Source organism: Acinetobacter sp. 228 (assembly GCF_048147885.1).
Window position 1 is genome coordinate 99871 of the sequence record NZ_JAYWYV010000010.1, and the last position, 12658, is coordinate 112528.

Genomic DNA, 12658 nt, shown 5'->3' on the forward strand with positions numbered 1-12658 from the left:
CGTTAACCTATAATCTGAATGGTACTGGCGCCTGCACCGACAGGCTTGACCTGAATTTGTACCGGAATCCGTTCATGCATTTCCTGTATATGTGAAATCAAAACGACTTTACGGCCCTGGCTTTGCAAATGATCCAGCGCATTCATGACCATATGTAAGGAGGCTGGATCTAGCGTCCCGAAACCTTCATCAATAAACAGTGATTCCAGTTTCATGGAGCCGGAGGCCATATTGGCAATCGCCAAAGCCAAAGCCAATGAAACCAGGAAGGTTTCACCCCCCGATAGGGACAGCACAGGGCGGACTTCACTATTCATGTCCAGATCAATAATCGCCAGACTCAGGCTATCCGGAATACGGTGTAACTGATAGCGGGGTGCCAACGGTTGTAACTGCTGATTTGCATATTCCACCAGAATATCCAGATGATGTTCCTGGGCAATTTTCTGGAATTTGGTGCCTTCCTTATGTCCGATCAGATCGTAAATACGTCCCCAACGGTATTCTTCTGCTTTGATCTGCTCAATTTGCTGCTGATATTTGGCATAGGTGTTTTGATTATTGGCATTCATACGCAGTTTGGCATCAGTTTCATTGAGCACTTCCTGCTGCATTATTTTTTCCTGATGCAGCATGCCAAGCTTTTGTTCAATTTCCTCAAATTCATGTTCTGGCTGTAGTTTTAAATGGGCCTGATATTGTTCTTCCAGTAATTGCCAGGCTGTCCTGGCATTTTCGAGTGCCTGTTTCTGGTTGGCCAGATTCTGACGAATGCGTTGATGGGTGCTCAGATCAATACTGAGCCATTGTTCAATTTGAGCTGCCGTCACTTGCGGATGTGTTGCTTGCCATGCCTGAATATCTTGCTGATATTGAGCCAATTGCCGATCGATCTGCTGAAGTTGGCTGATAAATTCTTGCAGTTTTAAGTGGGTTTGATGCCACTGTTTTTCGGCCTGCGCCGTGCATTGACGCTGTTGTTCTAAAGCCTGCTCTAAGGTCTTGGCTTGTAGATCTAGTGCATCGCGCCATTCTGCAGCGATACGGTAGACTTGTCCTGCATGCTCTTTGGTCAGTTCAGCCAGTTGTTGACGCAGGTCTTTGCCTTGCTGAATTAACTGCTCTACAGACTGGCTTAATTGAGCAAAATTTTGCTGTTCCAATTGTAGTTGATACTGGCTCTTTTCCAATATCTGCTGCTGTTGATGCAGGTCAGATTCCAGCTGCTTTTGTACTGCCAACTGCTGCATGCGCTGCTCTAATTGTCGTTGCAACTGAGGTAAGCAGAGCATAGGTGGCTGCGACTGGTACTGCTCGGGCAGTACGCTTAAAACTGGATGTATCAGCTGGTCGAGTTGCTGACGTTGCTGTAGAGCCAGTTGTAATTGGTGCAATTGCTGTTGTTGTTGACGCCATTGTTGTAATGGTTGCTGGAGCTGTTGTTCCTGCTGTTGTGACAGTTCTAGCTGCTGGACCAGACTTTGAGTGTGATTTGCCAGTAACTGGATGAATGTAGGAAGATCATTGTGCTGCTCGGTAACCACTTCCAGTTTGAGTAGTTGAGATTTACAGTCAGCAGAGGATTGTTGAATCTGGTTTTGTAGGACCTGGCAACGCTGTTGCTGTTGCTCAATTACTGTTTGTGCTTTGGATATTTCAATGCGTTGCTGCTGCTGAGATTGCAGTTGCTGATCGAGCTGCTGTTTTGCCTGCCGTAACTGTTGCTCCTGTAACTGGCTCAGGCTCTGTTCCAGACGTTCATGGGCGGCATCGACAAAAGGATGGGCCATACTCCCACAGACCATGCATGGCTCATCCGGTTTTAACTGGGCACGAAGATCCTGCACACTTTGCGCATGCAATAAACGTTGCTGGGCAAGTATTTGTTCCAGGTGTTCATATGCCTGTTGTTCAGTCTGAATCTGCTGATACAGTGCCTGTTCGGCCTCTTGCTGGATTTTTAGTTGTTGCTGTTGGCTATTTACAGCAGATTGCAGTTGTTCAAATTCTTGTGATTGTTGAACGATTTGTTGCACCTGCTGTTGCAGCAGGTCGAGCTGACGCTGTTCAGTTTGGCGTTGCTGACGCACTTCCTGAATGGTTTTGAGCTGCTCTTCCAGCCGTTCCAGACTATGATGCTGTTGTATCCACTGGTTCAGATTTTCTGAAAGTGCTGTAACGGTTTTTTCCAGTTCAGGCAAAGGCTGCTTCAGGCTGTCCGGATTCTGTTGCTGCAGTTGCTGATACTGACGCATAAAGTCTTGTATACGTTGCAAGGTACTTTGCGGTTCCAGATCGAACACATTTAAAAAGCCAGATTCAGCCAATTGTTGTGCAACCTTTTCTTGCCGAGCTTGTAGCTGATTCAAAGTCTGCTGTTGCTGTCGAAGTTGTTCTTCTAAAGGCTGTAGACGAAGGATTTGAAACTGGCTTTGTTCTGCATGCAGTTTTTTGTACTGCTCTGATACCGTATCAATTGCATGATCCAGTCTTAAACCTGCTTCCAGATGCGGTTTCAGGCCTGCCAAGTGTTGCTGAAACTGTTGCTGCTTTTGTTGTAAGGCTGTAAATTTGGCTTCTTCTGCTACAAAGCTCTGTTTGAGCGTTTCAAATTCCAGTGTAAATTGGGTGTGCTGGTGCTGAATCTGCTCTTTTTGAGGGGCTAGACGGGTACGACTCACAAACTGATCCCGGATCGACTGGAATTCATCCAGCTGCTCCAGTAGCTGTTGCTGTCCTGCAGACTTATTTACTGCATCCTGCTGTACTTCGTAGACTTCTTTTTTGGCATGGACTTCTGCATAAAGTTTATGTCGGTCCAGATGCCATTGTTTCTCATTTTCCAGCAGTTTTTCAGATTGCTGCAAATTCTGAAGTTGCAAAGACAAAGAGTTCTGCTGCTGTTGTAAAGCGCTGATGTCTTCTTCAGACAAAATTTCAATATGCCCGATCAGCTTTTCCAGATCGTTGCGCTTGTTTTTGACTTCGCTGAATTTCTCTGCGGCTTTCTGACTGACCAGACTGAAAATCTGTGAATTAGTCAGATATTCCAGCAAATCTGCACGCTCATTGTCTTTGGCTTTAAGAAAGGCACCGACTTCTGACTGTGGCAATAAAACTGCGCGGGTAAACTGCTCAAAACTTAAGCCTACCAGTTTTTCAATGAGGGGGGTGACTTCCGATATTTTTTGCGTCAGTGTCGTGTCATCATCCAGACATTTGACGTAGCGGTCTACTTTTAGATTGCCATCGACTTTCTGGCGTGCCCGTTTAATTTCCCAGCGTGCCATATAGCGTTTGCTGTCGAGTGCAATAAATTCCAGTTCGGCAAAACCATGCACGCAGCCACGGCGCAGAATATTCTTGGAATCCTTGATGGACACATCCTGACCGCCAGTATCTTTCAGGCTGCCTGTGGCACCTTTTAGGCGGGGAATTTCATTATATAGCGCCAGGCACATGGCATCGAGCAGGGTGGATTTCCCGGCACCAGTTTTTCCGGTGATGGCAATCAGGCCGGCATGAGCCAAAGGACTCGATTCAAAATCAATATGATGGGTGCCGGTGAGGGAGGCCAGATTATTAAGACTTAGACGTAAAATTTTCATGGCCGATCCTAGGCTTGTTGTTTTTGTGCAAGTTCGTGTTGGGCTTCATTCAGTAATTCCTGAAAATCCTGTTGTACCGAGTGATCCTGCTCATAGCCCATTTTTTTCCAGATATTGAAAAATAGCGATTCCGGGGTAGGGGGTGCCAGATCAATTTTAGACTGGCTTGAACTAAGGTCGACCTGTTGCTGGTAAATCCGGCTGATGCGCAGCAGTCGGTAACGGTTAGCAGGTAGGGCCTGTTCTATTTGCTGACGCAGGTCTACCGGAGGCGGCGCATCAGTGGTGTATTCCACTTCCAGAAAATGCCGTGCAGAAAGCTGCCCGATTTCTCCGGCAGGCAAGGCCTGAATTGTAGTGATTAAATTTTCCAGCTTTTCACGAATGCGGAACAGCTCGACAGTACGCGGAATGCTTAAGGCATCGTACTGAAAGCGGTTTTCCGGGTTTTGTTCGGGATCAATCCGGACTTCAACCACCTGATGCTGGTAATGGATTTCACTAAATGATAGCGGAATCGGGGAGCCACTATAGCGAATATGCGGCTGACCGACCTTTTGTGGTTTATGCAAATGCCCCAGCGCGACATAATCAATCACGTCATCAAACAGTGCCGTCGACAGGGCTTCTTCATTGCCGACAATAATCGGACGTTCAGAGTCCGAGGTCTCACCACCTTGCATGTGCGCATGTGACATTAAAATCAGTGCCTGATGTGGCTGTTTGCGGGCTCTGGCTTCGGCAATCAGTTGTTGATGCAGATAACTGATCGCGTTTTGGTTATTGCTGGTATATTCATTCAATCCGGTAATTTCGGCACTGCGTAAATAGGGCAGGGTCAGACACCAGGCGATGATATTTTTATCCTGATCATAAATAGGAATAAGCAGACGATCTAGGTTCAAGGTATTTTCTGCCGTGCGGCCTACTATTCCCACTGCTTTGGCATTGAATTTGGCCAGCAAGGGTTCAACCTGCTCAATCCGGTAACCGGAATCATGATTGCCTGCAATCATCAGGGTCTGCATATGTGGCGCCAGGTCATGCGCATCGGCCAGAAACTGGTACAGCTGTCTTTGCGCACTGGACGCAGGATTGATCACATCAAAAATATCGCCGGCAATCAGCAGGGCATGCGGTTGCTTTACTTTGATTTGCTCAAGTAGCCAAGTCAAAAACTGTGCATGTTCAAATTCACGGTCATGGTTATGGAAAAATTGTCCCAGATGCCAATCGGAAGTGTGAAGAAAATGAACTGCCATGTAATGAACCCCAAGATATCTGCCTTGCTACTATAGGAAAAAGCACAGGTAAAAATCTACTTGTAAAACGATATTTCAGCGAATTGTTGGTGATGCTTAAGCTGAATTTATTTTGATCAGTATGGATATTAATGGACGGTTGTATCCGGATCATCAGATATTAAAGGCTCTGCAAGCCCTCAGATGTTAAAAATAGGGATTTTAAAAAATAAAAACCGACGATTCGAGTGATGATGAAATCGTCGGTCAAATTTGTGTTACAGGAAGATTTTGGCTGCTATTCAAAATTTTCCTGTACACTAAGACTTATTGCTTTAGCTCTAAAGGTCAGCAAAAATTCGTGGATGCCAGTCCAAATTTTTGCCCCTTGTACTCTATATAACGTCACCCTCTAGTGGATGGTTGACAATAAAATGAAAAAAAATTTAATTTTTTTTATACTCACCTGTTGAAGATCACCGAGTCATGCACATGTTGCCACTAAGTCGTTATTTTACCTGGTTTTTCTTTATCTGTTTTATTTTTACCTGTATTTGTGGTGTGGTGGCAGCCCTATTACCGATGGGTATGGGCGCAATCTTGACGATTGTTCCCTATCTGGTGGCCATGATTTGGGTGCTTTTTAAATTTCTAAAACAGCAAAAACGTGCGCCGACCCAGGCAGAACGTAAAAAATTCACGCTCGGTTTTAGCCTGATTTATTGGGGCTATAATTTATTGTTTCTCTTGCTCGGTATTGTGATCGCCACCCGTTCCAATCCGAATGCCTGGCAGGACTTTCTGCTGTATCTACAGCAACCACAGTTTATGAGCATAGTGCTGATCATGTTTTTGATGATTGCGATTCCGCTGTATCTGCTGACGTACTGGTTTTATGGCAAGCAGGCCCAGCGTATGGCAGAGAAAATGTTTGGCCATTCGCCTCAGTGAGTATTGATGAATCATTGTGTGACAGCCGATCTTCATAAATTGATTGAATGATGAAAGATACAAATTCTCCACTACAAAAATATTCCTGCTTTAAAAAAGCTGAAGATGAGTGGCGTATAATTTAAACCAAGAAAATAATAAGGCGAAGAATGACTGATGTATAAACCTGTAGTGCTGGTGACGGGAGCGAGTGGTTTTATTGGCAGTCATCTCGTACGGTTTTTATTGGATCGTGATTATCGGGTGACTGGTCTGACCCGTCAGAAAAATAAACTTGAACCGCATCCGGACTTTCACTGGATTAACCAGTTGGATGAATTAAAACAGCATCAGCTTGATTATGTGGTCAATCTGGCTGGCGAAAGCATCGGTCAAAGCCGCTGGACGGCAGCGCGTAAAAAGAAATTGCTGGATAGCCGTTTAGACACTACCAAACAGGTTTTTGATTATTTAGAAAAAAATCAGCTTAAACCGAAACGAATTATTTCAACATCGGCCGTTGGTTATTATGGCATTGATCCGACAGAGCGTTGGGAACAGGTCTGCACGGAGCAAAGTCCGCCACAAGATATTTTTATGTCTGAACTCTGTGCGAAGTGGGAGCAGCTGGCCTTATCCTATACTAACCAGAACACCAAGATTGTTCGCTTTGCGGTGGTGTTTGGCAAAGGTGGCGGGATTCTTCCGCAGATGCTATTGCCGATTAAATTGAATCTGTTCGGGCGGATTGGTCATGGACATCAGCCAGTGACCTGGGTGCATCTAGAGGATGTACTGCGAGCGATTGAATTCTTGATGCTTGAGGATACAATCGAGCAGATCTTTAATGTGGTCGCGCCAGAAAAGAGCAGTCAGGCCCAGTTTGCGCGAACCGCGGCCCAGATTCTGCAGCGTAAATCCTTACTGCCACTGCCGGCATGCAGTCTGAAAATGATGCTGGGAGAACAGTCACAACTGGTATTGAACGGTCAGTATGTACAGCCCAAAGCCTTGCAGGAGGCTGGATTCCAGTTTCATTATCCAACCCTAAAAGAAGCACTGGATAATATCCTAAAGCACTAAGCGACTGGGCTCGAATAAACGGACTGGATCATAAGGATCTGGATCAACGATCGGGCTTTGTTCAAGTATGAGTTGAGTGAGTAGTTTTCCTGATGCTGGCCCCATACATAAACCATTCCGGAAATGTCCAAAATTAGCCCAAACATTGTGTAGCTTGGGAATTTTTCCAATATAGGGAATACCATCGGGTGAGCTGGGTCTTAATCCGGCCCATTGTTTGACCAGCGGAAAATCTGCCAGTTCCGGTACCATCTCGATGCACGCCTGCAAAATATCTTGCCGGATCTCGCTAGAAGGCGAGGTGTCAAAACCGACCTGACGCATACTGGACCCACATAACACATGTCCGTCTGGTCGTGGAATCAGGTACATCACCTTATTCATGCACATGGTCGGCAGCCAGTTTTCTGGTGTTTTAAACAGCAGCATCTGACCTTGCACCGGTTGTACCGGAATTTCCAAACCAAGTTGCTGTGACCAGTATTGTGACCATGCTCCGGTTGTGAACACATACTGATCTGCCTGAAAAAGCCGGCCATGTTCATCTGAGATACTTTTTACACGGCCTTGCTGAATATTGAGCCGAGTGATTTTACAGTCTTCTTGCCAGGTGACACGAGTATGCTGCTTCAAATAGCGAATGATCGACTGTAATAACCGTGGATTACGGATATTGGCCAGTTCAGGGAAATAAATCGCCTGTTTGAATTTGCTCTGATTAATTCTGGGATTGATCTGTTGCAGTTTAGCTTGATCAAGTAATTTTGCCTGTTGCTGCGGCTCTTGATGTGTTGCGGCATAACTTAAACCGATTTCAAAATCGGATTCATCAAAAATCAGCATACCTGTTTCATGAATCTGGAAATCGATGCCAGTGAAAGGTTGCAGTTTTTGATTCCAGTCCTGATACATGGGTTTGGCATGTCGGGCCAAAGCATTTACAGCAGCGGGATAACGCCAGGGATACATCGGGGAGAGGATGCCTCCTCCAGCCCAGGATGCAGCCTGTCCGGCGGCCTGCTGATCAAAAAGGGTAACAGAACATCCCTGTTCAAGCAGTTCCAGCGCCGACATCAGACCGGTGATGCCAGCGCCAATAATGGCAATATGCATTGCGCCGAAATCCTTTTACTTCATGTCTTTCAGTTTAAGCGCAGCTTCTTCAGCAAAATAGGTCCAGATACCATCTGCACCGGCACGACGACAGCTCATCAATGATTCTAAAATGACGCTATCAGATAACCAGCCATTTTGAATTGCCGCAGCCAGCATCGCGTATTCGCCACTGACCTGATAAACAAAGGTCGGTACGCCAAAAGTGTCTTTGACTTCGCGGACAATATCCAGATAAGGCATGCCTGGTTTGACAATCACCATGTCCGCACCTTCCTGAATATCCAGCGCAATTTCATGCAGGGCTTCAGCACGGTTACCGACATCCATCTGGTAATTGTATTTATTGCCGCCTTTTAAGTTGCTGGCAGAACCGACTGCATCACGGAACGGGCCATAGAAACTTGATGCATATTTGGCTGAATAGGCCATGATCGAAGTATAGATATGACCATTTTGCTCAAAGGCCTGACGAATCGCACCGATCCGGCCATCCATCATGTCACTTGGAGCAAACACATCTGCACCGGCTTCGGCATGGCTCAAGCCCTGTTTAATCAGGCACTCAACCGTTTCATCATTTAAGACATAACCGTTCTCATCAATAATGCCATCCTGACCATGCGTGGTATACGGGTCTAATGCGCCGTCAGTAATCAGCACCATTTCTGGCAGTTCTTTTTTCAATAAACGTAAGGTGTTTTGCACCAGACCATCTTCACGCCATGCGGCTTCTGCAGTCAGGCTTTTATCTTCTTGTGGGGTGACCGGAAATAGCGCCAGTTTATTGACACCGAGTTCCAGCAGACGTTCTGATTTTTTTAACAGCAAGTCCGCTGACAGACGCTGGATATTCGGCATGCTTGGAATATTTTGGGTCTGGTTTTGTCCTGGCAGGACAAATACTGGATAAATGAGATGATCTGCCGCGAGATGGGTTTCACGAACCATCGAACGTAAATGTTCATTTTTACGAATACGACGCATGCGAGTTGCAGGAAACGCGGGACGATTGAACGTATAAGTCATAAAAATCTCAGTAATCAGTATTAAACTAGGCCTCTATTGTAGCCCTAACTCAAATTTTTGGGCATAAATTAGCGGTTTTTTATTGTGGTGGATTCGGGCAGAGTGATGAGTAAGACAGAGAGAAACTGGACGGGTAATATACATCTGGGCTCGAAAGTGGATATTGATGTAGTCCTGAACCAGCTGGTACATGCTTTTAATAGCTCTCCTTTTTTTAAGCATAACGGCATGACCATGCGGGTGGTTGAGGGCCAGATTGAAGCCTATGTAGAAATGCAGGATTTCATGATTGGTAATGTGGCTTTCCAGATTCTGCATGGCGGTCTGGCTGCAACTGTACTGGATAGCGTCGGTGGTATTGTGGCCATGGGCGAACTGTATAAAAAAGCTGAACCGGAAACGATTGCAGATACCATTAAAAAAGTATCGCGTCTGGCGACGGTCGATATGCGGGTGGATTATCTGGCGCCTGGACGTGGCAAATATTTTATCGCGCGTGCAGAAACCTTACGTTTGGGGCGTAAGGGCTGCACCATGCGCATGACCATGGTCAATGATGAAGATAAGGCGATTGCAACAGCGATTGCGTCTTATGCCTATTAATGAAATCGTGAACTGAGGGAGTTAAAAAGCACTGTTTAACAGTGCTTTTTTATGATGATCAAATATGAACCTAGAGGATTTAGAGATCAGATTTAGCCCGTTTCAAGGCATTTTTCCATTTGGCTAAATGCATTTCTCTTTCGTCATTTTGCATTTTGGGTTCAAAAGCACGGTCCAGCTGCCAGGACTGGGAAATTTCATCCAGGTTTGAAAATACGCCAGCTTTTAATCCGGCCATGGCGGCCGCACCCCAAGCAGTAGCTTCCAGCATTTTCGGACGCAGTACCGGTACATTCAGAATATCGGCCTGAAATTGCATCAGCATGTCATTGCTGCTGGCACCACCATCAACCCGCAGTTCTTTAAGTGGATGTGCAATATCAGATTGCATCGCACTGAGCACATCCGATACCTGAAAGGCGATTGATTCTAATGCTGCACGAGCGATATGCGCTTTGGTTGTACCGCGTGACATGCCACAGAGTAAGGCACGTGCTTCACTATCCCAATGCGGCGCGCCTAGTCCAGTAAAGGCTGGAACCAGAACCACGCCGTCACTATGCTCGACCTGGTGTGCCAGTTTTTCCACATCACTACTTTTTTGAATAATTCCGAGGCCATCGCGTAACCATTGCACTACAGCACCAGCCATAAATACGCTGCCTTCGAGCGCATAGGTAGTTTGGCCCTGGGCTTGCCAGGCGAGAGTAGAAAGCAGCTTGTTCTGGCTAAGCTGAATGTTATGCCCGGTATTGAACAGCATAAAGCAGCCAGTACCATAGGTGTTTTTAGCACTGCCCACCTCAAAACAGGACTGGCCAAAGAGTGCAGACTGCTGATCCCCCAAAATTCCGGTAATGGGAATATTGGCCCCAAGTAAGCCAGAAGCAGTGTCAGCGACATAACAATCAGAAGAGATAATTTTCGGTAAGACCGAAGCCGGGATATTAAACAGCTCGAGCAGCTCTTCATCCCACGACTGTTGCTGCAGATTCATTAACATGGTACGAGAAGCGTTACTGGCTTCAATGACGTGCTCTGCGCCTTGGGTCAGATTCCAGATCAGCCAGCTATCGATCGTACCAAATGCCACATGGCCTTGTTCAGCGAGTGCCCGTACTCCCTCGACATACTCTAAAAACCAGACCAATTTTCCCGCACTAAAATAAGGGTCAATCCGTAAGCCTGTTTTTTGCTGAATTTTGGACATTAAGCCTTGATCAATCAGCCGGTTACACCAGTCAGAAGTACGACGATCCTGCCAGACGATTGCCGGGGCAAGCGGTTTGCCATTTCTACGATCCCAGACCACCGTGGTTTCTCTTTGGTTGGTCAGGCCAATGGCTTTAATATCCTTCGCCAGAATACCTGCGGTAGCGAGAGCTTGCTGTACCACAGCAATCTGTGAACTCCAGATTTCCTGGGCATCCTGTTCTATCCAACCAGAGTGAGGGGTGTGGATCTGCGTTTCATGCTGCGCTGTGGCTTGGACTTGCCCGTGTTCATTAAAAATAATGGCCCGACTTGAAGTGGTTCCCTGATCCAGGGCCAGTAAATAGCTCATAATTTTTCTGTTATTCGGCTTGAAAAGTAAAATATTAGCGCAATAATGTAATTAAGCGCATCAAGTTGTGTAAATGTTCAGAAAAGGCATCGTAATTCTTGACATTTATGCTATGATTGCCTTGTACTTTGGGGGTGTTTCTGGCTTCGACGCTGGTGATGAAACTCATAGATGCATGCCGAGAGCGCATTTTCTCTCGTAAATCAAATTTGCATTTTTTAGTCGCAAACGACGAATCATACGCTCTAGCTGCCTAAGGGCAGCTTGTCCGCCTCTCCGAATACTTGTGGTTAGAGAGTCCGACTGAAGCGCACGCACACAAGTCCGTATAAAGCCAAGCCTCGGGGCTTTGTACTAAATTAAGAGGATCGCGATTTGTATCCTGTTCGTCGGGTCACAAAGAGTTAAAACAATAGACGATATCTAAGCATGTAGTATTCTCGAGCGTAATGCTGGCGGACGCGGGTTCAACTCCCGCCACCTCCACCAAAATTCTTTCCGAAGTAATCCATCGGAATCTAAAAAAGCCTTTAAACTCAATGTTTAAAGGCTTTTTTATTGGCTGTATTGTCCGACTCTGTCCTACGCTGTGTGACCCCATTTTTGCTTTGTATAGGTAAAAATAGGTAAAAATTTTCTTAATATATTAAAAATTAGTATGTTATACAGTTGATTCAACTGATGCTGCTTAGACTCTACTTTCTTTTTGACCTTTATAACTTCTGCACTATTGAGCAGATGCAATGACTTCGATATGCCCTATAAGCCATTTCTTAATTCTGGAGTTATGCATAAGTCTTAATTTTGAATATTCGTTTGAATTGGAGTTTATTCAACACGATCTGTAGAAATTCATATCAATATTTAAAATCTGTTTCTGAATTAAAAAAGAGTCTTATATGGACTCTTTTTTATGGGTAGTTATTTGGAGATCCTGCTTTATAAAGATAAGGTTCTGTATTTATTCTATAAGTTTCTCTGCCAAAAATTTATTGAAGTTTATATATCCAGGCTTAAGCTGATCTATATGTCTGTGTATCAACGAAATCGGATGGTAGATCTACATTTAAGTATAAAGTAGATATAACGATCTATCGGGATAGGATAGATCGTGACTGAGGACGATACTTTGTATCGAATGTTCCACGATTTTAATAAGCCTTAGCGAGTAACCAGATCTGCCCAACAGGTTAAAGAAGCGGCTGCAGAAGTTTTTTTATCGGGTATTGTTTCCACTTGTGCAGAAATCTAGCATGATTTTAAAATCATGAGTACAGATATACCTATGGGTAAGAGGCTATTTTATAATATTTTTTATTATGATAATCCATTAAGTAATCAGCTATAGCAGCTGTCATCAGAAAAACTATATTATGCTATAATTTTAATGTGTTATTTTTTGTGTGCAACGAAATAATTTATAACAAGAAAAATCCTTAAAAGGTTTTTTTATCTTTAAAAAATTTGAATAATGATTAAAACATAAA

Annotated in this window: 8 protein-coding genes and 1 other RNA gene; 4 read left to right on the plus strand and 5 right to left on the minus strand. The window is 44.9% G+C overall.

Features of this window, described 5'->3' with window-relative positions; genetic code table 11:
* Positions 1 to 2: 2 nt before the first annotated feature.
* Together VXQ92_RS09635 and VXQ92_RS09640 are read right to left on the minus strand one after the other, a co-directional pair.
* Positions 3 to 3608: an AAA family ATPase gene (locus VXQ92_RS09635; RefSeq protein WP_416681241.1), complete on the minus strand. Its 3606-nt coding sequence runs from the start codon at positions 3606 to 3608 to the stop codon at positions 3 to 5.
* Positions 3609 to 3616: 8 nt separating this feature from the next.
* Entirely contained in the window at positions 3617 to 4870 is a 1254-nt protein-coding gene (locus VXQ92_RS09640) for an exonuclease SbcCD subunit D (protein ID WP_416681244.1), read from the minus strand.
* A gap of 471 nt (positions 4871 to 5341) precedes the next feature.
* Between VXQ92_RS09640 and VXQ92_RS09645 the strand changes: the two genes are divergently transcribed.
* Both VXQ92_RS09645 and VXQ92_RS09650 read left to right on the plus strand, forming a co-directional pair.
* On the plus strand, positions 5342 to 5800 hold the full coding sequence (locus VXQ92_RS09645) for an ABZJ_00895 family protein (protein ID WP_064095778.1): 459 nt from the start codon (positions 5342 to 5344) through the stop codon (positions 5798 to 5800).
* Between the two features lie 156 nt (positions 5801 to 5956).
* Positions 5957 to 6862 carry a TIGR01777 family oxidoreductase gene (locus tag VXQ92_RS09650; protein WP_416681246.1) on the plus strand — a complete coding sequence of 302 codons (906 nt, stop codon included), beginning with the start codon at positions 5957 to 5959 and terminating at the stop codon, positions 6860 to 6862.
* Here the strand turns inward: VXQ92_RS09650 and thiO are convergent.
* A complete protein-coding gene (thiO, locus tag VXQ92_RS09655) occupies positions 6851 to 7975 on the minus strand; it encodes a glycine oxidase ThiO (protein ID WP_416681249.1) in 1125 nt (374 codons plus the stop codon). The two genes, VXQ92_RS09650 and thiO, sit on opposite strands and share 12 nt — an antisense overlap.
* Before the next feature lie 15 nt (positions 7976 to 7990).
* Entirely contained in the window at positions 7991 to 9004 is a 1014-nt protein-coding gene (gene hemB / locus VXQ92_RS09660; protein ID WP_064095775.1) for a porphobilinogen synthase, read from the minus strand.
* Between the two features lie 105 nt (positions 9005 to 9109).
* On the opposite strand from hemB, the gene VXQ92_RS09665 reads away from it, so the two are divergent.
* Positions 9110 to 9607 (plus strand): thioesterase family protein, encoded by a 498-nt coding sequence (locus VXQ92_RS09665; protein WP_004646146.1) that lies wholly within the window; start codon positions 9110 to 9112, stop codon positions 9605 to 9607.
* Between the two features lie 79 nt (positions 9608 to 9686).
* Here the strand turns inward: VXQ92_RS09665 and glpK are convergent, their stop codons facing one another.
* Positions 9687 to 11171: a glycerol kinase GlpK gene (gene glpK / locus VXQ92_RS09670; RefSeq protein ID WP_416681252.1), complete on the minus strand. Its 1485-nt coding sequence runs from the start codon at positions 11169 to 11171 to the stop codon at positions 9687 to 9689.
* A gap of 130 nt (positions 11172 to 11301) precedes the next feature.
* On the opposite strand from glpK, the gene ssrA reads away from it, so the two are divergent.
* Positions 11302 to 11660, plus strand: a transfer-messenger RNA (tmRNA) gene (ssrA, locus tag VXQ92_RS09675).
* Positions 11661 to 12658: the final 998 nt, after the last annotated feature.

Bases quoted from the DNA above. Each gene is read 5' to 3' on its own strand.
- VXQ92_RS09665 (WP_004646146.1), top strand. From the start codon at position 9,110: ATGAGTAAGACAGAGAGAAACTGGACGGGTAATATACATCTGGGCTCG.
- VXQ92_RS09635 (WP_416681241.1), bottom strand. From the start codon at position 3,608: ATGAAAATTTTACGTCTAAGTCTTAATAATCTGGCCTCCCTCACCGGC.
- VXQ92_RS09645 (WP_064095778.1), top strand. From the start codon at position 5,342: ATGTTGCCACTAAGTCGTTATTTTACCTGGTTTTTCTTTATCTGTTTT.
- thiO (WP_416681249.1), bottom strand. From the start codon at position 7,975: ATGCATATTGCCATTATTGGCGCTGGCATCACCGGTCTGATGTCGGCG.
- glpK (WP_416681252.1), bottom strand. From the start codon at position 11,171: ATGAGCTATTTACTGGCCCTGGATCAGGGAACCACTTCAAGTCGGGCC.
- VXQ92_RS09650 (WP_416681246.1), top strand. From the start codon at position 5,957: ATGTATAAACCTGTAGTGCTGGTGACGGGAGCGAGTGGTTTTATTGGC.
- hemB (WP_064095775.1), bottom strand. From the start codon at position 9,004: ATGACTTATACGTTCAATCGTCCCGCGTTTCCTGCAACTCGCATGCGT.
- VXQ92_RS09640 (WP_416681244.1), bottom strand. From the start codon at position 4,870: ATGGCAGTTCATTTTCTTCACACTTCCGATTGGCATCTGGGACAATTT.